This is a genomic window from Fodinibius sp. GM108, assembly GCF_058386985.1.
The window spans coordinates 469,003-494,520 of the sequence record NZ_JBYEIR010000003.1 but is presented as its reverse complement, the minus strand read 5'-3'; the positions used below and the strand labels follow the sequence as shown (position 1 = coordinate 494,520).

General features: G+C 44.8%; 15 protein-coding genes. 7 read left to right on the top strand and 8 right to left on the bottom strand.

Annotated features, from left to right (window positions below):
• Positions 1 to 123 precede the first annotated feature (123 nt).
• Positions 124 to 561, bottom strand: a complete 438-nt coding sequence (locus ACT3ID_RS07960) for a sodium:solute symporter family transporter (RefSeq protein ID WP_491541472.1) — start codon at positions 559 to 561, stop codon at positions 124 to 126.
• Between the two features lie 202 nt (positions 562 to 763).
• Between ACT3ID_RS07960 and ACT3ID_RS07955 the strand changes: the two genes are divergently transcribed.
• Together ACT3ID_RS07955 and guaB are read left to right on the top strand one after the other, a co-directional pair.
• Entirely contained in the window at positions 764 to 1,093 is a 330-nt protein-coding gene (locus tag ACT3ID_RS07955) for a hypothetical protein (protein ID WP_491541471.1), read from the top strand.
• A gap of 159 nt (positions 1,094 to 1,252) precedes the next feature.
• A complete protein-coding gene (gene guaB / locus ACT3ID_RS07950) occupies positions 1,253 to 2,731 on the top strand; it encodes an IMP dehydrogenase (protein WP_491541470.1) in 1,479 nt (492 codons plus the stop codon).
• Between the two features lie 180 nt (positions 2,732 to 2,911).
• Here the strand turns inward: guaB and ACT3ID_RS07945 are convergent, their stop codons facing one another.
• Together ACT3ID_RS07945 and ACT3ID_RS07940 are read right to left on the bottom strand one after the other, a co-directional pair.
• Positions 2,912 to 3,994 carry an LptF/LptG family permease gene (locus ACT3ID_RS07945; protein ID WP_491541469.1) on the bottom strand — a complete coding sequence of 361 codons (1,083 nt, stop codon included), beginning with the start codon at positions 3,992 to 3,994 and terminating at the stop codon, positions 2,912 to 2,914.
• Positions 3,987 to 5,432, bottom strand: coding sequence for an LptF/LptG family permease (locus ACT3ID_RS07940; protein WP_491541468.1), 1,446 nt, complete (start codon positions 5,430 to 5,432; stop codon positions 3,987 to 3,989). Before ACT3ID_RS07940 ends, ACT3ID_RS07945 begins: the two co-directional genes overlap by 8 nt.
• Positions 5,433 to 5,742: 310 nt before the next feature.
• Here ACT3ID_RS07940 and sov point away from each other — a divergent pair, with 310 nt between their 5' ends.
• Positions 5,743 to 12,891, top strand: a complete 7,149-nt coding sequence (sov, locus tag ACT3ID_RS07935) for a T9SS outer membrane translocon Sov/SprA (RefSeq protein ID WP_491541467.1) — start codon at positions 5,743 to 5,745, stop codon at positions 12,889 to 12,891.
• Positions 12,892 to 13,203: 312 nt separating this feature from the next.
• Here sov and lnt read toward each other — a convergent pair whose 3' ends face one another.
• Together lnt and rsmI are read right to left on the bottom strand one after the other, a co-directional pair.
• Entirely contained in the window at positions 13,204 to 14,793 is a 1,590-nt protein-coding gene (gene lnt, locus ACT3ID_RS07930) for an apolipoprotein N-acyltransferase (protein ID WP_491541466.1), read from the bottom strand.
• The gene (gene rsmI / locus ACT3ID_RS07925; protein WP_491541465.1) at positions 14,790 to 15,473 is read right to left on the bottom strand and encodes a 16S rRNA (cytidine(1402)-2'-O)-methyltransferase; all 684 of its coding nucleotides are present in this window, start codon (positions 15,471 to 15,473) and stop codon (positions 14,790 to 14,792) included. Before rsmI ends, lnt begins: the two co-directional genes overlap by 4 nt.
• A 935-nt stretch (positions 15,474 to 16,408) precedes the next feature.
• On the opposite strand from rsmI, the gene ACT3ID_RS07920 reads away from it, so the two are divergent.
• The 3 genes from ACT3ID_RS07920 to dnaJ all read left to right on the top strand — a co-directional run bounded on the left by ACT3ID_RS07920 (position 16,409) and on the right by dnaJ (position 18,771).
• Positions 16,409 to 16,801, top strand: coding sequence for a VOC family protein (locus tag ACT3ID_RS07920; protein WP_491541464.1), 393 nt, complete (start codon positions 16,409 to 16,411; stop codon positions 16,799 to 16,801).
• A 153-nt stretch (positions 16,802 to 16,954) separates the two neighbouring features.
• Entirely contained in the window at positions 16,955 to 17,572 is a 618-nt protein-coding gene (locus tag ACT3ID_RS07915; RefSeq protein ID WP_491541463.1) for a nucleotide exchange factor GrpE, read from the top strand.
• 32 nt (positions 17,573 to 17,604) lie between these two features.
• Positions 17,605 to 18,771, top strand: a complete 1,167-nt coding sequence (gene dnaJ, locus ACT3ID_RS07910) for a molecular chaperone DnaJ (RefSeq protein ID WP_491541462.1) — start codon at positions 17,605 to 17,607, stop codon at positions 18,769 to 18,771.
• Between the two features lie 216 nt (positions 18,772 to 18,987).
• On the opposite strand, the gene ACT3ID_RS07905 is transcribed toward dnaJ, so the two are convergent.
• The 3 genes from ACT3ID_RS07905 to rbp form a co-directional block, all read right to left on the bottom strand.
• On the bottom strand, positions 18,988 to 19,272 hold the full coding sequence (locus tag ACT3ID_RS07905) for a hypothetical protein (RefSeq protein ID WP_491541461.1): 285 nt from the start codon (positions 19,270 to 19,272) through the stop codon (positions 18,988 to 18,990).
• A gap of 170 nt (positions 19,273 to 19,442) precedes the next feature.
• Complete coding sequence (locus tag ACT3ID_RS07900) at positions 19,443 to 20,330, bottom strand: ATP-grasp domain-containing protein (RefSeq protein ID WP_491541460.1); 888 nt, start codon at positions 20,328 to 20,330, stop codon at positions 19,443 to 19,445.
• Positions 20,331 to 20,435: 105 nt separating this feature from the next.
• On the bottom strand, positions 20,436 to 20,723 hold the full coding sequence (gene rbp, locus ACT3ID_RS07895; protein WP_491541459.1) for an RNA-binding regulator: 288 nt from the start codon (positions 20,721 to 20,723) through the stop codon (positions 20,436 to 20,438).
• A 1,032-nt stretch (positions 20,724 to 21,755) separates the two neighbouring features.
• Here rbp and ACT3ID_RS07890 point away from each other — a divergent pair.
• A complete protein-coding gene (locus ACT3ID_RS07890) occupies positions 21,756 to 25,037 on the top strand; it encodes an amidohydrolase family protein (protein ID WP_491541458.1) in 3,282 nt (1,093 codons plus the stop codon).
• Positions 25,038 to 25,518: the final 481 nt, after the last annotated feature.

The window sequence follows — 25,518 nt, the reverse complement described above, 5'->3', positions numbered from 1 at the left end:
AAAAGCGGAAGGGGCTGATTCCTTTCATGGAGTCAATCTCCGATGGGCTAATTAGCCTTTCTTCCGCTTGCTGGTACGTTAAAAAGAAGAAGTTAATGGCAATTCTCAACACAAGAGATAAGTCTAACAGATCAGGGCTACAGCATAGACGGTGATACCAGCGGCAAAGGCGCGGCTGAATTGAAAAACCGAGCTTAAAATCAATCGTGTGCTTACGCCGTACCTTTTTTCCAGATATTCATAAATGCTTACAAATCCGGATTTGTATAGCGGCGGGAAAATGACAATGATAAGAAAGATCATGGATAGCGGCACGGCAAATTCATAGGTCAGCCACTTTAAACCACCGCCTTCGCGCATTCCCACAAAAGCGGGAGCAGAGATAAAGCTGACAGCACCGAGCTGTGTTGCCATTGTTGAGAGTCCGATCTGCCACCATTTAAAAGAGCGCCCTGCCAGGTAATAATCGCGGGTTGTCTCTTGCTGTTTGCTCAAGTAGTAACTGAGGAGAATTAATCCCGCTACATAAATAAATACGACAAACCAATCCAGCGCATTCATACGAATGGTTATTCAGTCTTCGATTTATTGCACGCTCAAAAAGAACCTGTTGAAATGATTGGAATTAGTAAAACAGCAAACTAATGAAATTTAGCAGGTTAATTCTGGGGATTAGAAAATCATAAAAGTGGGGTGACATTAGGGTGTCACTCCGGCTGATTACTTTGAGAATGAAGATAAATTAAACAAAAGGAAATCAGTTATGAATACTGCCACACAAACTTCTAAAAAGCATCTTAATACAAATTTGGAACCGGTTCTTCGCAAAGTTTTAAAAGAAGCTGAAAAAGAGCATCGGGAACTTCAGCAAATGTTTGATTTGATGGGATGGGGCGATCTGCCGGACGCGCTGAAAATGGAGATCAAAGATGATGTTGCCGCTATGGTGGATGAACTGCAGGGGCAGTATTCGAGCTGTGATCCGCATGTGGCGCGGCGCCGCCAGCGTGTTGTGCACTGGGTGGAAAGTTTTCGGGATGACATCTGCTCGCTCGAAACGGCTATTGAAGCTTTACACATCAAAAAACTGTGAAAATTTCCATCATATTATAAGAGAGCGCGCCAAGAGGTCCCGGAAAGTGTGAGTGGCTTTAATTAACAGATTTTTTATGGAATTCTGTTAAGCAGGTCGCTCACATTTTTTTTATCTTTGCCCAAACCAGAATCAAAATATTTCCAGACCTCCTTAACCATGGAAAATTCCTCTCCCTTCGACCGAATTACACGTCAAGGACTCACCTATGACGATGTATTGCTGGTTCCGGCGCATTCAGAAGTTTTACCCCGTGAAGCTGATACGAGCATACAGCTGGCTCCGAATCTGACGCTCAACATCCCTGTCATTAGTGCGGCCATGGATACTGTTTCTGAATACCGCCTGGCGATTGCTTTGGCCCGAGAAGGAGGTATAGCGATGCTGCATAAGAATATGTCTATCGAGGATCAGGCCGACCAGGTGCGAATGGTTAAGCGGAGTGAGAGTGGTATGATTGTGGATCCGGTTACGCTCAGTAAAGAAGAAACAGTGCGTAAAGCGCGACACCTGATGAAAAAGCACAAGATCGGCGGTATTCCCATTGTGGAAGATGATAATACACTGATCGGTATTGTCACGAATCGTGACCTACGTTTCGAGCATTATGTGGATAAGAAGCTCAGCACGATTATGACCACTGATAACCTGATTACAGCTCGCGAAGGCACGACACTTGACGAGGCCGAAAAAATGTTACAGGAGCACAAAGTTGAGAAGCTCCCGATAGTGGATGATGATATGAAACTGGTGGGGTTGATTACCTTCAAGGATATCGAAAAAAAGATGAACTTCCCCAATGCCTGTAAAGATGATATGGGACGTCTGCGTGTTGGGGCAGCGGTTGGTGTAACTTCCGATACGCTGGAACGCGTAGAGGCGCTTGTCGATTCGGGAGTGGATGCTATTACTGTTGATACTGCTCATGGACACTCTGATGGCGTGTTGGGAATGGTTAAAGATATTAAGAAGGAATATCCGGATTTAAACCTGATTGCCGGAAATATTGCAACAAGATCAGCGGCCAAAGATCTTGTGGAAGCGGGTGCTGATATCCTGAAAGTAGGTGTTGGTCCGGGATCGATCTGTACTACAAGAGTTGTGACCGGTGTTGGCGTGCCGCAGCTAAGTGCGGTGATGGAAGTCGCCGAGTATGCTCATCAAGCCGATGTTGGCCTCATTGCTGATGGCGGTATCAAGCAAACCGGCGATATTCCCAAGGCCATTGCGGGTGGTGCTGATGCGGTGATGATGGGATCGATGTTTGCCGGCGTTGATGAGAGCCCCGGAGAGACAATTATCTACGAATCGCGCAAGTATAAATCGTATCGCGGCATGGGCAGTCTCGGTGCTATGGAAAAGGGATCGAAGGATCGCTATTTCCAGGATGTTGAGGATAATATCAATAAGCTTGTGCCTGAAGGTATAGAAGGTCGAGTGCCTTATAAAGGGCATTTAAGTGAAGTGGTTCATCAGATGGCCGGTGGATTGCGTGCGGCGATGGGCTATTGTGGTGCTCCGGATATTGAGAGTCTGCAAAAGGCTGAATTCGTTCAGATTTCTGCGGCGGCTTATAAGGAGAGTCATCCGCATTCCGTACAGATTACGAAGGAATCACCGAACTATTCGGTAAGCTAATATTTGTTTGGAGACACACCTCCCTCACAACTAAAGCTTCCATACAGCGACTAAACGTGCAGATAAGTATTACAGATTTTTCTCCGTGTAACTCTGTGACTTCTTTGTGAATCTCAGTGGAGTAGAAGAAATAAAAGAGATAAGCTAAAGTACCTTTATCACTCACTCAAAATCTTTCATCTATTTGCGGGCGTTAAATAAAATCCCAAGTCCCACAATCAAAAAGAAAAAGTGAGGTAATGTGGCTGCCAGCCAAGGTGCAATTTCGCCCTGTCCCCCAAAAGGTTCAATAACTTTCATCAGCACGAGATACAGAAAGCTAACTATCAGACCTGCTGCAATATAAAAACCTTTGCCGCCTTTCCGTCGTACCGAGGCAAGGGCAAACCCAACAATTATGACCACAACTATTGAGAACGGATATGCATAGCGTCCGTATAGCTGTACCTTTGGCAATTCCACGCTACCCGCACCGCTGCGTTCGATTGAATAAATATAGTTCTGGGCTTCAGGATATGTCAGCTGATAGATATCTGAAGTTTTACGGGCCAAATCACGCGGATAGATATTGAGGGTCGTATCAATCGTATCGACGTGGGTTTCGGTATATCCCTTTTCTGTGAACAAGCGTTTTGTGGTATTTTGTAGCCTCCACTGTTGAGTAGAATCTTGCCAAACCATGCGCTGGATATACATCGTTTCTCTTATACTGTCGCCCTCAAATTTAGTGACATCAACACGATGACCGGTTTGTTTACTCTCGTTAAAGTAATTGATTTTAAAAATAGTATTTTCTGATTCCTGACGGAATATGCGATTGTCATCTACTTTATCTGATTTGCCCTGCAGGTATTCAGCTTCAAAAGCAATTCGGGTTTCATTGGCTTTTGGGATGACGAAACCATCCAGGTAAGTAAAGACAGCAGTCATAAGAAAAGCGAAAGCCAGATAGGGCAAGAGCAAGCGATAAAGACTTATACCTGCTGCTTTGAGGGCTGTTATCTCGAGCCGTTCGGCCATTTGTCCTGTTAAGTACAGGCACGCTACAAAAACGGCTACAGGAATGATAAGTCGGGTTATCTCAGGAATGTAATTGAGATAGTAAACGCCAAAGATCTCGGCAAATGTAGCCCCCTTATCGGTAAAATCTTCACTGTTTTCAGAAAAATCGATCACGATGAATATAAATACCAATACCATCATCACAAATAGCGTGATGCTAAGCAGACGGAAAAAGATATATCGATCGATTTTCTTAGTCACGAGACTTCCACAAACTTGAAATTTTAAAAGGTGTGGCAATGCGAATAACGAGGTATGAGCCTACCAATCCCAAAACAATATTGGAAAACCACATACCGGTAAAGGGTGTGATAACCAGCCGATCAGCCAGTTTCTCCCCCTGGATGATTGAAATCCAATAGAAGGTGAGAAACACAGTGCCAATGAGAGCTGCATAGCCCAAATTTCCTTTGCGGGTATACATACCAATAGGTGCTCCCAAAAGAACAAAAATGATGCATGCAATCGGAATGGAGAATTTCTTATGTACTTCCACGAGATATTGTGCTACTCTTTCATATTTCCAGCTGGTATCGCTGGCAATATCTTCTAAAAATGACTTATAGCTCCGCAACTTACTCATGGTAATACTGTGCAGCCGTTCCTGTTCGCTTTGTGTTCCCAGATGTTGAAGCGCTATATATTGGCTCGGATAAGGTACCTTTGCTAAAGAGTCTTCACGAGGTCTGATTTGATAGGTGCGCCGTGCTTTTTCTTCATCAGGTGGCTTGGAATAAGCGGGAATAATATAATTGTCGTTATTCAGAACCAATTGTTTTTGATCATTAATCTGAGTATTCAGAGAATCCACCACACTCATCATGGCCTGGATATTCATGGTGCGGTCGTTGCGGGAACGGTCAGAGGGATCGGACCGGGAGAAAGCCAGCTCTGAGAGATCAAAACTGATGCGATAACGATTAAAGGCAGTTTCTTCGAAAACATCAATTGATCGCCCATTTTTTCTACGATCCAGATTGCGGAGTACGGTCCCTTTTTGTAGATACAAGGTGAGCGTTTGGCCATCTTCCTTGCTTTCAAGCTGTCCCTTTTGCGCTTTTATATAAGCTTCTTTCTGGTTACGGGTAGGATGCTGATAGATGGTAATATCGTGCAATGAGTCGGATTCATTCGTAATTTTCTTGACCAAAAAAGTGTAATTGTCTATCCCATCGTAGAATTCATTTTCTTTCAGGTCGAATCCCGGCTTTTTTAATCGAACGTCTATAAAGAGCGAACGTGCACGCTGATTGGCATCGGGCAATACATCATTGGAAAACCACACCAAAAAGATTGAAAGCAATACACCAGCCGCCAAGACTGGATTTATTACGTGGATAGGATTCACACCAGCAGCTCGTAGAGCTGTTAACTCATTCAATTCGGTAAATTTACCAAATGCCATTAAACAGGCAACGAGTACTGCCATGGGAACGGCCAATACCACCATTGAGGCCAAATTTGTTACTATCAATTCCATGATAACACCAAACGGTAACCCCTTTCCGACCAAAAGGTCGATATAAAGAATTAAGAACTGCATAAGCAGCAAAAACATCAGGGTAAAAAAGCAAAAGACAAATGGCCCCAGATGTCGTCTTAGTATGTCGATCTGTAATTTGTTGGGAATGAATTTCATAACTGATATCTGGTAATCAATACCTAAAATTAGGCCTAACCAGCATTTTTACAAAATGGATTCGTAGTTATATCCGTAAAATGAGAGTTTGTGCTTTTAAGAGTAAAAAATATCTAGTATAATTCTGCGACCCGCGTTTGGCAATTCCAATTCTCAACTAAAAAGGAGCTGTATATAGAGACATTGCTACTACCGCTTACTGATCGATAAGGTGTAAATATATTTCTATAACGGTTTCGTGCAGCTCAAAGCATACTTTTATTTAGTTTTTCTTTGCTTGATTACGTTGGTAGCAAGTCCCGAGAATGGTATGGCTCAAGTTACCTCTGATTCTGCTGCCTTTCAAATCAGCCAGCCCGATACGCTTCCCAAGCTTCACCTGCCACCTGAAGTATCTTATCCCTTTCCCGATGAGCCGCCCAGGCTTTTTTATATCCAGTTGCCCGAGGAACAGACCTATATCGAGCGCGATACGCTGGGGATGTATCATAGTCAGCGATTGTTATATGATATTCCAGTAGCATTTCCGCATGTAATGGATTTTGAGGAATATACTCAGCAATGGCGTGAAGAATCCAAAAAAGAAAATTGGGGCCAGCTTATTCGTGAACAACAGGCACAGGAACAGAAAGGACCGGGGCTGCTTGATTTTAATCTTGATATTCCGGGCGGGGAGGAATCCGCTTTTACCACTATTTTTGGAAAGCCGGAGGTAAATCTGAATATCAACGGAACGGCGAATATGAATGTGGGTGCCTCGATCCAGCGGACCGAGAATCCCGAAATACCGGAAGACCAGCGCACCCAAATTGACCCCACTTTTGAACAAGCCCTTCAGCTGAATATACAAGGTACAATCGGCGATAAACTGTCGATTCAGACGGACTGGGATACAGAGCGCGACTTCGATTTTATGAACCGGCTCAATATTATTTACGAGGGATATGAGGATGAAATTTTGCAGCAGCTGGAGCTTGGTAACGTCTCGATGCAGACAGGAAACTCACTTATTCGTGGTGGAAATGCTCTGTTTGGTGTAAAGTCTGTTGCTCAGCTGGGTTCATTAAGGCTAACGTCTGTACTTTCGCAGCAGGAGGGTGAGGGGCAAACGGAGACGATTACCGGTGGTGCCCAGGAACAGGAAATTGCTATCCGGCCAGGTGACTATGAATCTGATCGACACTTTTTTCTGGATTTTTATACCCGTCAGGAGTTTGAGGAGAATGTTTCGAATCCACAACAGCTGGGGCAGGCACTGCAGCTAACAGAAATAAATGTTTGGGTACTTCGGGAGTCGTCGCAGTCACAGGAGGGAGAACGCCAGGCGATAGCGCTGGGCGAACTGGGTGTTAATCAGGATAATGCCGAATTTGCCCCGCCGGATGAATATCAGGACAGTTTTTCAGAGGATTTGCTCAATCAGTATCGGGATCCTGCCCAGGGAGTTTCTGCTTCGGATTTTGGAGTCGATCCTTCAACCTTTGTAGAAGGATACTTTGTCCCTCTGCAGGAAGGTGTAGATTATGAATTGGATCATAATTTAGGCTATATCTCATTAAAGGAGAACCTGGGCTCACGTCAGGCGCTGGCTGTTTCTTTTAAATACCGGGATTCACAAACCGGAGAAACAATTAGCGTTGGTGATGTGAGTCAGGGAGGGAGTAACCGTATTTTCTTAAAGCTGATTCGTCCCCAAACAGTCACGACTACAAATATCCTCTGGGATCTGGAGATGAAGAATGTGTACTCAGTAGGTGCAAAGGATTTAACGCCGGATGGGCTGGAGGTGGATGTTAAATTTACCGAAGGTAACGTGCCAAGCAGCTCGCTTCCCGGACGTGATAATATCTTGTTGCAGGATTTGGGACTGGATCGCGTTGACCAGCAGGGAGCCTTAAATCCCGATAACAAGATCGACTTTAGTACGATGGTTTTAGATCATATCAATGGCAAGATCATATTTCCATACCTGCAGCCATTTGGTTCTCGTATTGCAGAACTGTTGGCAGAAACAGGATTTCCGGATGATGAGATCGACGAAATAACTTTTAATGAGCTGTATAATGAAAGAAAAGTGAATGCCAATCAGCGTTCAAAAAATAATTTTTACCTGATTGAAGGGACCTCCAAAGGCAGTGTTTCAGACAGTTATTCACTGGGATATTCACTGGTTGAGGGATCAGTTAATGTATATGCCAATGGCCGCGAGCTGCAGGAGGGGACTGATTATGCTGTAGATTATTCCATTGGTAGCATTACTATTTTAAATGATCAGTATCTGCGAAGAGGGCAGGAGATCAAAATTGAGTACGAGAATAATCAGCTTACAGAAATAGGTCAGAAGAATTTTACCGGACTGCGAGCCGAGTACCAATTTACCGATAATATTACGGTGGGAAGCACTTATTTTAAATACAAAGAAAAGCCGCTTCAGGATAAAATAAGGATTGGTGATGAGCCGGTAAACAACTCGATCGCCGGCTTTGATGCCGATGCCTATTTTGATGCTCCCTGGCTGACCCGCATGATCGATCAGGTGCCTTTATTACAGACAAAAGAACCCTCGAATATCTCTTTTAGCGGAGAGTTTGCCCAGCTGCGGCCAGACGTTTCTCAGACAAGTGCCGTTAACGATGCCATTGATGATAACCGCCTTTTTGAAGATGAAGAAAACGGCCTTTCATTTATTGATGATTTTGAAGGATCTGATATCGGTTTGAGCTTCATGAATGCGTCACGCTGGAATCTGGCTGCAGCACCGGCTGCTGTTCCGGGATATGACGCCGATGAGATCTATTTCGAAGAAGATGCTCCTAATAACCCTCCGTCGACAATTTCTGATAAAGTTGCACGCTCGGATCTGCGCAGCACCTTTGCCTGGTACAGTATTCCACAAAATATCGACCAGATTTTAGACGGGGTGGAATTTACGCCTGAAACACAGCAGGTACAGGTGACGGATGTTTTTCCCAATCGTGATGTGTTGACTGAGGAAAATTTTATAAATACACTCGACATCTATTACGACCCCACAGAACGCGGTCCTTATAACTATAATGATAACCTCCGAAATTTGCTTGAAAATCAGCCCGAGCGTACATGGGGCGGAATGACTACCACTTTACCATCGGGACAGGAGGATCTAACGCAAAACAATATCGAGTTCCTGGAATTTTGGGCGCAGACAGTATTGCCAAATGGACGTGCCCCATCTGCCCAGGATCTACAGGATTATGAAGGGAAAATTTATATCGATGTAGGAGTTGTCTCTGAGGATGTGGTACCGAACTTTAAAAATAATACAGAAGATGGGCTGGTGCGGCGTCCCAATGATCTACAGCCGGATAACAGTCTCAACGGCCAATCCCGTTCTTATTTGCCTGTGCCACCGCCGGCTCCCGAAGGGCAATTTTCAAATGAAACACGCGAGCTTGCGGATGTCGGACTCGATGGTGCTCCCAACACGGGTGGAATTAATAACAGGAATGAACAAGTTCTGTTTTCGGAATTTTTAGAGGAAATGGGTGCATCATATGGTCTGGGAAGTTCTGAGTATCAGGCAATCCAAAATGATCCGTCCAATGACGATTATGTGTATTATGGAGAAGAGCAGGTAGAAGGAATGCCTTTGCAGGAGCGTTTCCGGCGGATGCGCGGGTATCATGATGGAAATACCCCGCCCAATGAAGGGGATAAGCGAGCCGTGACAAATCAACCTGACACCGAAGGATTGATCACACCGTCAAATGTGGAGCAGAATGATGCTTATTTTCAGTACGAAATTGACTGGAATCCCGCCGATTTTTCCGAGCTAGAACCCGGTTCAGAAGGCACGTTTATCGTTGATATGGTTGACGGTCCCAATCAGGAAGATCGCTGGTATCAGGTCAGACTGCCGTTGCAAGAGTGGGTGCGAAAGGTAGGCGGTATCGAAAACTTCCAGAATATTTCATACATCAGGATATGGTTATCGGGATATGAAAAGCCATTTACACTACGATTTGCCACTTTAGAGCTGGTAGGCAGCCAATGGCGTGAAGCTGACAATGTACACTCAGAACAGGGAGTTACACAGGGCGATTTTAATATTTCAACAGTGAATATTGAAGAAAATAGTCTGCGGCAGCCAATTCCGTACCGACAGCCGGAGGGTGCTATTCGGGCTGTCAACCGCGGACGCCAGCGTCAGACGATAGCTAACGAGCAGTCGATTGTGATGAATGTAAATAATTTGGAGGGTGGTGAACTAAAGATGATGAAGCGGGTTTATCCCGGCGGAATGAATATGATTAATTATTCCAATGTACGAATGTTTGTCCACGGTGAAGGATATGACAATCGTAGCGATGCCGAACTGGTTGTTCGTTTCGGGACCGACTTGACGAATAGTTATTATGAATACCGCCAACCCATATCTCCCACTGATCCTGATTATCCTTTCAGCAGTGAACAGCTGCGGGAATTAAGTGATGCCGAGCGTCAAGAAGAAGCCGAACAGGTATGGCTGTATGAGCAGAATAGCATGAATATTCTGCTTAGGGCATTTAACGAGTTAAAGCAGCTGCGAGATCAACAGGGCAATGACCCTTCAGAGCTTTATGAGCGTGAAGATCTGCTTAAAGAAGCTCCATCAGGAGCCGTGATCGCAATCAGAGGTAATCCTTCCCTCGACCGTATCGGAGAAATCGGGATGGGGATTCGTAATCCATTTGATCCTCAAAATCCGTCGAACGGTGGTACTTCTTCACTAGATGGCCAGTTCTGGTTTAACGAGCTGCGAGTATCCGGTTTTGATAACAAATCGGGATGGGCTACGAATGCCGAGGCCCAAGTGAATATGGCTGATTTCGCTACGTTGAACGCCAATTTTAATCGTGAGACTGATGGATTCGGAGCCCTAACCTCCCAGCTGGGACAGCGCCGGCTCTCTAATTTGCAGGCATATAACGTGAACTCCACAGTTAATATGCACAAGCTTATTCCCGAACGCTATGGATGGAATATCCCGGTAACACTGTCTACCCGTCGTTCATCCTCAACTCCGCGATACCTGCCGAACCAGGGTGATATCCGGTTGTCGGAATTTGAGAGTGCTGTGAAAGCACGCGATGATATTAGTGAACAGGCGAAACAGGAGCTTATCGATCAGAGAATCCGCGAAAGTCAGTCCGTTACCGAAAGTTACTCGCTGAATATTTCCAACCTGTCAAAATCTCGGTCTGAATCGGGGCTGGCGGAATATACGCTTGATAAAACCACGATCAATTATGTGTATAATAACACAGACCGACGTAATCCCCAGTATGCCAGGCAAGACAACTGGAATTATAACGGTTCGGTGCGATATGATATCAGTTTCGGCAGTACCAGCCTTTTTCGTCCTTTTGGATTTTTGGGAGATACGCCGATCTTGCATCCGCTTGCTGGTCTGCAGTTGGGATATACGCCCTCATCACTTAATGCCTCGGCGGGTATTGATCGTGAATATGATGAACAGCTTCGCCGCTTTACGAATGGACAAAATGAAACGCCCTTACAGCAATCCCACAGCTTTACCTATGATACTGAGTTCGGACTGGGATATAATCTTACTCCGTCTGTAAGAACTACCTTCCGTAGCCGTACGGTATTTGATCTTTCGCGTGCCGGTATCGAACACAATGTGCCTGGTGTTTCCCGGGAAGATTCAACACGGTATCGGATTCGGCCTACTTTTGATGTGCTTCGCGATGTTGCTTTTGATACGCTGAGTTCACGCCGCAGTAATTATGAGGAGTCATATTCGGCTGGCTGGCAGCCTCGTCTCAGTAGAATTGAATCCCTGGATTGGGTAAACTATTCGGCGAATTATGGCGGAGGCTATCAGTGGAGAAATAGTCCGCTGGGATCTGAATTGGGAGCTAATATCTCCAATAATTTTTCCCTCAATCAGACGCTGGACTTTAACGTTCGGCAGTTGTTGAATAGTATGGAATGGTACCGAAGATTACAGCAGGATGAAGCGGATAATAATCGCAATACAGATCAGTCGGATGATAGTGAAACCGGATATTCCGAAGATCAGCTGGGGAAAGATCTTGCTTACATAGGTAGAAAAGGATTAGCTGCTTTGCTGAGTATTCAGTCTTTGGATGTTGCATATAATGTATCTAAAAGTTCTTTGCAAAGTGGTTATATCGGGCAATCGCAGATATTTCGTATGTTTAATGATGGCAGACACGCTTCTCCGCCTTTTTCATATCGTACCGGCATCACGGACGATATTGGACTTGAGCGGCTGATTGAAAATCCCAATGAAACGTCTTCGTTACAGCTACCCTCGAATCGGAATTTGACGAATGACTTTACGATTGGATCTCAGCTACGGCCGTTTGATAATTTAAGGATTGATCTTTCATGGAATTCGCAATGGAATGATAACAGAAGCCGTTCGATAACAATAGATCCGGATCAAGAGATGAGCATCGTTCGTTCTCAAAACGGCTCTGTCAGTTCCAGCGTATGGGCTTTTGGAGACGGTTATGGTGCCTTTTTCAGAAAGCAGCTAAGTACTGCTTTTGATGATATTTCGCAGGGAAGCACGGTAATTTCGGATTCGACAGGAAATCAGGATGGTAATTCTGTATTGGAGAAAAGAACGCTTCAGCAAGATTTTCGTCAGTCGTATTTATCGTTGAGCCAGGGAGCGATTGGAGATCGAAATTTTACACCATTTCCCTTACCGGGATGGCGGGTAACGTGGACCGGACTCGAGCAATTTATCCCCTATATCGGAGATTTGATGTCTCGGGCCTCTATTACCCATAATTACAGTGGCACTTATCGATTGGGTTGGATATTCAATGCTGATCAGAGTGTCTTACCCAATCTCTCTCTTGGTGCATACTCGGTAAGCAATCGCAGACCAGAATATGAGCCGAACAGTATAAATGTAGAAAAGAAATTTAGTCCACTGCTGGGACTGAACATTACGTGGCAATCAAACTTGCGGACGAATATCCAATATGAATATAGTACCGTAACAAGTCTTGCTTTATCCAACTCTACGGTCATTGAACGATTGTCAAAAGGACTAAAAATGACTTTTGCTTATACCATCAGAAATTTTAAGATACCTTTTTTCCCGCGGCTGGATAATGCTGTTGATATAACCCTAAATGGAAACTACATCGAAGACGTGGAAGAAAAATTTCAGCTCGATGATGATTTGGGTGAAGCATTAGATGTTCCTCCCGAGCAGCTTAACAGGAATCCTGATACGGCAGATTTTTCCGGGACAGTTACGGGGGGACAGGCACGAATTAACGGATCGGCAGTTATCGGATATCAGTTTTCACAGGCGATACAGGCTAATTTCGAATATAATTACAGACGATTGGTTCCAAAGACATCGGGAATTTATGGCCGCACGGATCATGATCTGCGGTTTAATATTGTGGTTTCAATCCGCTCCAACTAGTTATGTTTTTTTATTTTGGCACAAGTCGCAGACTTGCGCCAATAGGGGTGCAGAATTACGAGGTAGAGCGAGTTTTATGATATGTTAGATCTCGATGTTATTCCGATCAAGATAATCTCGGTTGATCCGCAATCGCCAGCGAATATATCAACTACAATATGCTGTGATAAGCGTTCAAGCATATTAACATGGTGTTATTTCAAGCGTGGACGCTTGAAATAGCCAATGGTGATTCACGGCACAAGTCGCAGACTTGCGCCAGCTGAGGGTAAAATACTTAGTATCTGGGACAAGCTGTCCGTCCTACGTAATTTAATTCTTAGAACCAGATTGTGAGAATCGGATAAGCAGAATTGGTCCCAAACTTAGTCCCAGAACAATCAGCAAAATTATTGGCAGCCAGTCTCCAAAGCGGGCATATAGCGTGCGGGAGTCATGAACTGGCACATCATACCGAAAAGCGGTTGTTTTCCAATAGGGAGTTTCCACTTTGACGGATCCGTCGGGGCTGATAATACCCGAAATCCCGTTGTTGGCACTGCGTACAATCCAGCGATCAAATTCGACAGCACGCAGTCGGGCATAGGCAAAATGCTGTTCGTGTCCGCTGGTGTTGCCCCACCAGCCGTCGTTGGTGATGATCGTGAGGTAGCCTGCTCCGCCGGTGACATAATTTCGCACCCAGCCGGGGAATACCGAATCATAGCAGATAAGCGCCGGTGTGAGTGTCCCATTTACCGAAAACTGGTTGGCTTGATTGCCCTTGCCATAGCCCTGTATCTGACTCCAGTCAATCCAATTTAAAATATCGATCCCATTAAGAAAATGCACAAATGGTACCCGCTCCACGATAGGCACGAGGTTATGTTTACGATGTACCATTGACGATTTATCGGGAAAGAATCCAAGAGCGGAATTAAAGGGTAGATATTTACTATCACCTCTGACATAAGGGAGAGCCGGGACTTCGTCAGAATCATAATACTCGATATAAGTGGCGCCGGTTATGATAGTGGCATCCCACTCTTTGGCCTTTGAAAATAGAAGCTCTTTAGTTTCTTTGGCGATATCACTGAAAGAATCTCTGTTTGTCATTTGAGCCTGGACAGCATTTTCGGGCCAGACAACCAAGTTTGTTTCTGGCGTGCGAACCGAATCGGTTAGGGTTAATAAGTGATCATGAGCTGTCCTCGGGGAGGGGAATCCGCCGTATTGTTCGTAGGAATCAAAGTTGGGTTGAACGACGACTACCTGGTGCTGATCTATCGGTTGTGTGGGCGTTGAAAAAAGCGAAATGGCAATTGACCATAAAGGGAAAGCAAAGAGAACAACTCCCAAAGCAATTCTGGTAGATCGCAGATCCTTACGCATAACCTGATAAGCCAAGGCGCAGGAGAATAAGACCCAGAAGGAGATTCCCCAGTATCCAGTGACTGAAATATATTGAATAAGAGAAGGAAAGTTGGCCCAGGCATTGCCGAGGGTAAGCCACGGCCAGGCCAGATCCCACTGGTGGTGCAAATATTCATAGCTGAGCCAGGCTGCTGTTTGAGCCAGGGCAACCAGCCACGGCTTCCAATTCTGTTTCTGAAAGGTATATTGCAGCATAACAGGAATTGTCATAACTGCTGCGTTGGCCAAAATTGCCGCGATCCCACCAGCCAGTGTTGCCATCATCAGCCAATAGGTAGTGATAAGGTTCCAGATGACAAAAGCGGGATAGGTCCAATAAGCAGCCTCGCGAGCCGATTTTGACAGGTCAATAATTCTAAAAATAAGCAGGAATGCAGGGAAAATAAGCACCGGCAGTGGCACGGGCGGATAGCTTAATCCCAAAAGGATACCGGCCGTTAAAACCAATACCCATTTAGTATTCCAGAAGTAACCAAAGTATTGCTTCATTCGCTGTAAGATTTGGGCGCTATAACAACGACGATTTCACCTTTTATTTCATCACGTAGCTGAAAGGTGTCACATACCGATTTAAGCGGTCCGCGGATGATTTCTTCAAACTTTTTCGTTAGTTCGCGACAAACAGCAACCATTCGCTGATCGTTCATATATTCCCGGAGCTCATCCAGTAACTTTTTCAGCCTGTAGGGACTCTCATAAAGCACAATAGATCGTTCTTCATCGACGAGCTGTTTGAGTCTCTTTTGCCGTCCCTTTTTTTGGGGAAGAAATCCCTCGTAAACATATTTGTCGCAGGGCAGTCCGCTGGCAACAAGTGCCGTAGTAGCGGCATCGGGACCCGGAATGACAGAGACCGAATGTCCTGCCTGATGGGCGGCGCGAACAGCCAGAAAACCAGGATCAGAGATTCCGGGCATACCCGCATCTGAAATGATAGCCACATTTTGACGAGCATCGAGTATATTCATAAGATGCTCGAGTTTTTGGTGTTCATTATGCTGATGAAAAGCGAAGGTTTGGGTATCGATATCCAGGTAATTAAGCAGTTTGCCCGAAGTGCGCGTATCTTCGCAGGCGATATAGTCAACCGACGAAAGCACCTGTCGGGCACGTTCCGAGATATCCTGCAAATTTCCGATTGGCGTGGCTACAATGTAAAGCGTACTCAAATGCTGTTGATGATTTATTAATGATTTTTAAATCCGTCAGAAGATAATAAAAACTCTGCGACTATTTCGAGTGAGAAGTTCATTTCAAGTTGTTATGGCTACTTCAAGCGTCTACACTTGAAACGTGATTGTATGTGATAAGCGTGGACGCCTATCACAGCATAGGGGCTATAAGGGAGGCTGCCTTAGATTAGAAAAGTAGCCCATTTGGTTAGGTAGAGACGGTGATTTTTTAGTCCCAGCTCTGCTGGTCCCGACAGCTGTACGGGGTTTGGCGACAAAAAATGGACAGCAGCGTTCTGTTACGATCCAATTTTATGATGAGTAAGGTACCTTTTAAACGTTTGGCGTTTATATTCCTTCGGTGTTCATTTTTGAAAAAATCCCCGTAATCTACGGGACTATTTCGAGTGATGACGATCTCTGTCAAGATTGGGATGAGACTCCTACCCAAATCAGCGTCAATGTCATGGTGAGCGGAATGGAGCGTTAGCGTAATTGAGTCGAATCCATCTCCCAAATTAATCGCAGATGTGTGAGTGGCGATCTTCAGATTCTACACGAACTTGTCAGGGAGATCTTTCGATTCCTTCCGACAGTTGTCGGAATCCACTCAGGATGACACTGCTTTTAATGTAAACACTTGATTTTAAAATGAAGGCAGTTTGTACGGAAGAATACATTATCCTACTCAATCCGCTCATACCATCTCCGTATTTCAATTCAGTTACTATAGTATTTTGTGAAGTATATATACATACGTGGATATTCACACGCAGTAATATTTAAAAATATAACTCCTCAAAAGGCTGAAGTTTAGGCGTAAAAAGGGTATACTATGCACCGATATTACATGAAATGATAAAAAGGAATATCTTTGCTATTACCATTTCTGTTAAATGTGGATCGCTAATTTTTTTAAAAAGTATTAGACTATGGCAGATTTCAATCCTTCAGGTATTAATCATATAACTATTCGTGTAAATGATATCGAACGGGCCGAAGAGTTTTACGGTGATATTTTGGGATTTGAACTCGTTCGTAAAATGGGACAAAGCATGGCCGTCTACCAGGTCGGGGAAGAGGATACCTTGGTATTGGTAGAGGCAGAAACGAGCTATGATCCTGCCTCGCGCGACTACCGGGTCGATCATTTCGGTTTCTATCTGGATTCGGAGGAAGAAGTTGACGAACTGACAGAATATTTTCGCGAAAATGAAGTTTCCATCTTGAGTGGTCCGGCAAACAGAAAACGGGGTCGTTTTGTGTTTATCTCGGATCCCGATGGAAATATGCTGGAGTTCTTCTATGAAGAGGATGAAGAATAATGAGTGGCTGACACTCTGAACCTTTTAGTTTATTGGTGAATAGAACTTCCGTAACTTTGTCACTAGAAAAGGATGTTAAATCTAATGGCATGTTATTTGCTTTTATAACATCACGATAATAAAAAAGAACTTAACCGACAGAACTAGTTTCACATGAGCGAATCGAATGAAAAAGTAAAAGCAGAACAAATGGCCGAAGAAGAACAACAAGATAAGGCGGCCGAACAAGCTGAGGATCAAAAGCAGAAAGAAGAAAAAATTTCTCAGTATGAAGGTTATGAACCTGAAGAATTACGTGAGCTTTTAGTTGCAAGAGATAACAAGATTGATGAACTGCAACAGGAACTTTCTGAGGCCCAGGATGCACGCCTGCGAAAAACGGCAGATCTGGAGAATTATCGAAAGCGCGTACAGCGTGAACGCTCGCAGATTTATGAGCGGGCAAAGGCTAACGCGCTGGAGGATTTTCTGGATATAAATGATGATCTGCAACGCACCTTAAAGGCAGCCGAAGATCTCGAGGTTAACGATACATTTATGGATGGTGTGACACTGGTTGCTGATAAGTTTAGGGAGGTGCTCGAAAAGCACGGGGTTGAACGAATTGATGAAGAAGGCGTGCCGTTTGATGTTGATCTGCACGATGCTATGATGCGGCAAAAGCCTGAAGATGACAATATCGACAGCGATATCGTGCTTAATGTTGTTGAAAGTGGATATCGTATTGGCGATCGCACCATCCGTCACGCTAAAGTAATTGTAAGCGAATAAATTTAAGTAAAGCTAGGTAAGTACACTCATTCATGTCTAAACGAGACTATTACGAAGTACTCGGCGTTAGTAAAGACGCTTCTGAAGAAGAAATCAAAAAAGCCTATCGAAAGAAGGCTATGAAGTTTCATCCGGACCGTAACTCGGATGATCCGGAAGCTGAAAAGAAATTTAAGGAAGCTTCTGAAGCGTATGAAGTCCTCGGTGATAAAGAAACACGCCAGAGATACGATCGTTTTGGCCATCAAGGTGTCAACGGTGGTGGATTTGGCGGCCGCGGTGGAGCTGGATTCGAAGATATAGGTTTTGAAGATATTTTTAGTCGATTCAGCGATATTTTCGGAAGCGAATTCGGCGGCGGACGCTCGCGACGCCGACGCGGCCGTGGGCGCCGTTCTTCGGGACAGCCCGGTTCTGATATGAAGCTTCGCATCGAGCTTGATCTCGAAGAGATCGCCTTTGGCACCGAAAAAAAGCTCAAGGTGAAGAAATATATCAAGTGTGATGAGTGCAACGGTACCGGCGCCGAGACGGAAAATGATTTTCGGATGTGTGGTACCTGCGATGGCACGGGCGAAGTGCGGCAGGTTCACAAAACAATGCTCGGCCAAATGGTGAACGTGCAAACATGTCCCGAGTGCCAGGGTGAAGGACGCATTATTTCAAATAAATGCTCCAAATGTCACGGCGAAGGCCGCTATCAGGGGAAAGAAACGGTTCAGGTTCGCGTGCCCTCCGGTGTTTCAGAAGGGAATTATATAACTCTGCGCGGACAAGGTAATGCTGGCAAGCGCGGTGGTCCGGCCGGCGATCTCGTAGTACTGATAGAAGAAAAAGAGCACGAACATTTTGAGCGCGACGGAAACGATGTATATTATGATCTGGTACTCAGTGTGCCTGATGCAATTTTAGGCACGGAAGTGAAAGTGCCGACGCTTAAAGGGCAGGCAAAAATCAAGATCGAGCCTGGCACTCAGCCCGGACGTCTGCTCCGCATGAGTGGAAAAGGTATTCACGGATTGAATAATTCAGGTGTTGGCGATCAATTTGTGCGTGTAAATGTTTATATCCCTGAAGATTTGAAAGATGAGGAGCGAGAACATATCCAGGCACTTAAAGACAACGAGCACTTCGATCCCGCTAATAAAGATGATGACGGCAAAGGATTCTTCTCTAAGATAAAAGATGTGTTTACTTAAGGATAAGTAGTGAGTCATGAGAGAAAAGATAATGTCGGGGCTATTGAGCCAGGATTTATTTTTGTTGACCCTTTAAAGGTTTATGGACACGGCACAATCCCTACTCACAAATCATTTAGCCACAATGCTTCTTTGTGTTGTGGCTTTTTTTATTGTGATTAGGTTCTTGCCACTAGCTCTGCTTAATTTCTATCTTGCCTCGGTCTCAAAAGTTGATCAGGGAGGCGGAGCGCCCAATTCTCGTTCAGCCGCGGGCGCGGCAAAAGCGTTTTGCATTCTAAATTCTACCAGCGCCTTGTCAGGAAAGGAGATAGGTTCGCACAAGTCGTTGGTAAAGCTTTCCGCTAATCTTGTTTTTTCCTGCCGCACGGGATCCCGTATCGGAGTGCGGGTTGACGTCAGAGAATATGAGATGTAAAATCGATATAGAAAAGCTTTGCCACTTTGTCCGATTTCTGGTGTACCCGTAATTATAACTGGCATGTTTTTAAAAAAACACATATCTCGTCCCGGTGCTCTGCGCCGGGACCTCAAAAAAACGCTCTGCGTTTGGTTTTCAAGTAACTTACAATAGAGTTAGTGACGGGAGTGTCTCACTTTGTTCAGCCGCAGAGCGACTGAACGAAGATAGTAAAATAGGCAGTTTCCCTATGCTGGAATGTTAATTCAACCTAGGTCTTTGCCACTAATTTCTTTTCCATCCATTTGTCAAAAACCTGCGCAAAGCGTTTTGGTGATTCCGGATCCATATTGAAATAGAGTGAGGGCTCAATCAGCTCTAGTTCCATAAGGGCAAAAGTCTCATCTGCTGTCCGGACGTAATCGGCGCGGGTGTAAAGCGGTTCCGGCTGGATCATATCGCGCATATTGCGAGCTGTTTTTAAAAGCTGCTTCTCAGGTTCGATCAGTTTCAATATTCCACCATGTTCTTCCTGCACGCGGAAATCTTTGGCCTTAGGAGTCTTGAGAATGGTATGGCTGTACGTGTCCCCAAAAAAGAAGACCGAAAATTCTCCCTCATCCGTAATATTGTTCATAAATGGCTGTACCAAAAACGCACGATTTTTGAAGGTGGATTCCAGATCCTCAATAAAAACGGAATAGTTTTTTCGATGAATGCGGAAAGTGTTATCTGCCCCGGCGCTGATTGTGGGTTTTAAGACAATTTCTTCGGCTTCAAGATCCTTAAAAACATTTGGGAAAATGTTATCGTTGAAAGCGTCAAACCAAAGACTGGGAACGACTTCGATGCCCCTTGTTTCCAGATCCTGAAGATATGATTTGTCGATATTCCATCTGACGAGCTCAAGGCTATTTTCGAGCACAGCATCGGAATTCTCAATTTGCTCAAGAACATCGAGAAAAGCTTTGGGATCTTTTTGATAATCCCACGGGCTGCGGATAATTACAGCGTCAAAACGATCCCAATCGACTTTGGTATTTCGCCAGGATATTTCCTCAACTTCCCAGCCGATTTGCTCGAACGGTTCAAATAAAAGATGGTCATATACTACAAAATTGTCGAGGTTATCCATCGACAAAAAGGCACAGCTGTTCATCGTATATATTTATCATTTGTAATTTGCGCAAACAAAGATAATACGATCTTGGGGAAGGGGAAAGTAAAAAGCCCCGAAAAAATCAGGGCTTTTTACTCATAATATTTACCGGCGGCGATTTGAAACGTTCCTGTTTTCTCCGGCTGTTACTGGTTTGGGACGAGCTTTATTGACTTTTGCCGCCCTGCCTTTGATTTCAGCTCCATCCAGCTTATTTATTGCTGTCTGGGCTTCATCATCATTATTCATTTCTACAAATCCGAATCCTTTTGATCGGCCTGTTTGGCGATCTTTGATAACTTTGGCAGAAGAAACTTCGCCAAATTCTTCGAATACTTCCTTCAACTCTTGGTCTGAAATCTTATACGAAAGATTTCCTACGTAAATATCCATTCGTCATATACTTTTTTGTTCTTAGTGGAATCATGCAATAAATCGAAAACTTCTGATAAATTGCTGACAAATGAATATTACGTCAAATATCAATAGAAAAGAAATAAATTTATCAGGATCAAGAGAAAATTGATCGTAATTTTTTAGCACATCAATCCAGGAGTTCCGAGGGAGTTGTACTCCCGAGGGTTATTAGTTCGGAGAGGGGCAGACATAGCTTTTCACAAATACATCTATCTCGTTCAGTCGCTCTGCGGCTGAACAGCCAGATGATGCTCGGCGTCTGTTTTATCTCATTCCCAAACTACAGCTTGGGAATGCAACTTAGCCGGCGTATGGGTGAGCTATCCGTCGTTGGTGAAAGATCGTATTATTAGGAAATCTGAGTTGAGAGTTGTACCTGACCTGAAAAGGATATTTTAGAAATACTGATCTGGATTTTATATCTGGTATAGTTCAGTCCTTTCATGGCTGTCTGTATATTATATATTATGATTGTCCATTTTTTTGTCACCAAATCCCGTACAGCTGTCGGGACCAGCAGAGCTGGGACGAAAAAAGTGTTGGGGGAATCGTAGATTTTGTTCTTTCTAAAGCCGGAAACTAAGGATAGCTATTCTACATTAATCATTATGCTAAAACACTTTTCCCCGATTCCCCCAAACCCCCAACGGTAAAACCCGTGAACCAGCACTCTACAAAAGAGTAGTGGGACTAAGTAATCTCAATCCCAAACATCTGCTTGGGAATGAATCTATATGATTAAGTTTGGAGGAGTTCATATCTGATCTGAGTTTTATAAATACAAGTTCAAGGGTCTGTTCCGAAGCTGGAGCTTCGGAACAAGGGAGAAAGTGTTCCTAGCCTGTACCACGGTAATCTATTCCGGTGAAGCCTGGAGGCTTCACCGATCGGCTGACTTAGTGATAAATTACTAATTCGGGATAGTATTTTTAAAAAAATGAAAAACAGACGCGATGTAACTTTAAATTTTATACATTTGTCATGATTCCAAATCAAAATAAAATAGCTATGAAAAAGATATTATCACTGCTGGTACTGTTGGCATTCGGATTTACAAGCTGGGCCCAGGATTCAGAACAGAAAGAATGGGATGTAAATGATCCCGGGGGATCATATGAAGAGATTACTTTTAATACCTCTGAAGGAACCTGGATGAATATTGATGTGAGTCCTGATGGCGATCAGATTGTTTTTGATCTGCTGGGGGATATCTATCTGATGTCGATTGATGGTGGAGAAGCGGAAGTTCTGCGTAATAATTTGGCTTATGAAGTTCAGCCGCGATTTTCGCCCGATGGCAGCAAAATTTCATTTACCAGTGACGCCGGCAATGGTGATAATATCTGGGTGATGAATGCTGATGGTTCAGACGCCAAACAGGTTACGGATGAAGACTTTCGGTTGCTCAACAATGCCGTCTGGACACCCGACGGGGAGTATCTTATCGCACGCAAGCATTATACCTCAACACGTTCGCTTGGCGCGGGAGAAATATGGATGTACCACCACTCCGGTGGGTCGGGTATTCAGCTCGTGGAGAAAGCAAACGAGCAGCAGGATATCGGTCAGCCCAATGTTTCACCTGACGGTCGCTACGTTTATTACAGCCAGAGCGTATATCCCGGCGGATATTTTCAGTACAACAAAGATCCCAACAGTCAGATCTATGTGATAAACCGGTACGACCGCGAAACGGGAGAAATCGAGCGTATCACGGGTGGAGCCGGCGGGGCAATCAGTCCCACAATTTCGCCAGATGGAGAAAAGATGGCGTTCATTAAACGTGTGCGTGAAAAAAGCGTGCTTTATATTCGGGATTTGGAATCTGGCATTGAGCGACCGGTGTATGACCAATTGAGTAAAGATCAGCAGGAAGCATGGGCGATCTTTGGTCCATATACCAATATCGACTGGACACCCGACAGCGAGCAGATCGTTTTCTGGGCTAAGGGAAAAATCCACAAATTAAATGTGGAAGATCAAGAGTCAGAGGTTGTTCCTTTTGAAGCAGATGTACAGCAACGCATTTATGATGCGGTAAGTTTTGAGCAAAATCCGCATCCCGAAAAATTTACCGCCAAGGCCATTCGTCACGCAGTAACATCTCCAGACGGTGAGCATCTCGTATTTAATGCAGCAGGCTACCTGTGGAAGAAAGAGCTGCCAAATGGTACCCCTGAGCGACTGACAGATGAGCAGAACTTTGAATTTGAGCCGGCATTTTCTCCTGATGGAGATGAACTCATTTATGTCACCTGGAGCGATACCGATCTCGGGGCAATTAAAAAGCTGGATTTAGACAATTCAAATGCACAGCCGCAAAAAATTACTGAACGGAAGGGTATCTTTCGTCAGCCGTCGTTTTCTCCGGATGGTGAAACGATTGTCTATCGTCACGAAGATGGTAACAGTCAGCAGGGATACGCTTATACCACTGATCCCGGAATATATACCATGCCCGCTTCAGGCGGTGAGGGAGAGCTGGTGATTGAAGATGGCACCGATCCACAATTCAGTGCCGATGGAGAACGGATTTTCTATCTCGGCGGCAGCTATCTGGATAACTCTTACGAGAGTGTGGATCTGTCCGGCAATAATAAGCGCGTTCATTTTACTTCCAGATACGGCAATAATTTTGTTCCCAGTCCTGACAACAAATGGGTAGCATTCAATCATCTGTTCAAAGTATACGTGGCGCCTATGCCGCAGGCCGGAACGGATATCGATTTAAGTGCCAACACGCAGGCGATTCCTGTTACGGATGTCGCCGAAGATGCGGGGATCAACCTGCATTGGTCGGGGGATGGTGAGCAGCTGCACTGGACACTCGGCCAAGAATATTTTTCCGTTGAGCTGGAGGATGCATTTGATTTCCTTAATGGAGATTCTTCTGAAGATGAACTCCCTCTGGATACCAACGAGGGACTAGATATCGGACTGGAAATCGAATCCGAGAAACCGAGTGGCACCATCGTGTTAACAAATGCCCACATTATCACGATGAACAATGGTGAGGTAATCGAGAATGGTGCGGTGGTCATCCGCGAAAACCGCATCGAAGAAGTCGGTAATACCGACGAAGTTGATATACCGTCTGACGCCGAAGTTATCGATGTAGAAGGAAAAACAGTGATGCCGGGCCTGATCGATGTTCACGCGCATATTGGGAATTTCAGGGAAGGATTAAGTCCCCAGCAACAGTGGGAATATTTTGCAAACCTTGGTTATGGCGTTACGACCGCACACGACCCTTCTGCCAACACAGAAATGATTTTCTCACAATCCGAAGCGATAAAGGCTGGAAATATGACAGGTCCTCGTCTGTTTTCAACAGGACGTATTTTATACGGCGCTGAGGCTGAGTATAAAGCTGTTATTGAGGATTATGAGGATGCCGTCTCAGCACTGGAGCGTACAAAAGCGTTTGGAGCGTTTTCTGTGAAAAGTTACAATCAGCCGCGTCGCGATCAGCGTCAAAAGATAGTTAAGGCGGCCCGTGAACTGGAGATGATGGTGATGCCCGAGGGCGGCTCCACGTTTACCCACAATATGAGCATGATTATGGACGGGCACACTGGAATTGAGCATAACGTGCCGATTTTTCCGATGTATGAGGATGTCCACACGCTATGGGGTGAGAGCGGGACCGGATACACACCTACACTAGTGGTGAATTTCGGAAGTATCAGTGGAGAATATTATTGGTATCAGAATACGAAGGTATGGGAGAAAGATCGTCTGCTCAATTTTACTCCACGCTCTGTTGTCGATTCTCGCGCACGTCACCGCACAATGGTTCCGCAAGAGGAATATGAAAACGGCCATATCTTAAGTGCTGCTACGGCCAAAGACTTGACTGATAACGGTGTTAATGTGAATTTGGGTGCCCACGGACAGCTACAGGGACTTGCGGCACACTGGGAGCTCTGGATGATACACCAGGGCGGCATGAGTGAGATGGAAGCACTTGAAGTGGCTACGATGAACGGCGCGCGATATCTGGGGATGGATCACGAGCTTGGTTCTGTTGAACAAGGCAAGCTGGCCGATCTTATTATTATTGACGGCAATCCTCTGGAGGATATTCAAGCCACAGAACATTTGACGCATACGATGATTAACGGCCGTTTGTATGATGCCGAGACGATGAATCAAATTTTACCGACCGAAAAAGAACGTCTGCCGTTCTGGTGGGAACAGGAGGGATATCCTTCTGATTTCGACTGGCATGCCAAAACACACGGACCTAGTAATATTCAGTGCTCATGCGGCTATCAGCCAGAGCGATAAGGGGTAATAGAACGCAGATGAGGCGATTGGGGCTATTGACCATGTGATAGATAGTATGATTATATATCTCATTCCCAAGTTCCAGCTTGGGATAATCCATCATTAGCGCGGGAATTAATTCCCGCGCTAGTAATATCTATCTGGTTCCGATGCTCTGCGTCGGAACCATTCACAGTTGTGAGGAGGTTGTACCTCCGAACAACAACCCGGGAGTACAACTCCCTCGGAACGATAGCTATCGTGTTATCAGCGCGGTTGGATTGTAATCAGTAAAGAATTCTAATCGATATATCGAAGCTTCTTAAACAAAAATATTAGTGTTCTCAGTGTCTTAGTGGTAAGTCATAAACCGGCTTTAGTCACGTATCATCAGCACCGTTCCTATGCTGTGATGAGCGTCCACGCTTATCACCCATAATCATGTTTCAAGCGTGGACGCTTGAAACAGCTATAATAGCTTTCCTCTGTTGACTATATCGCC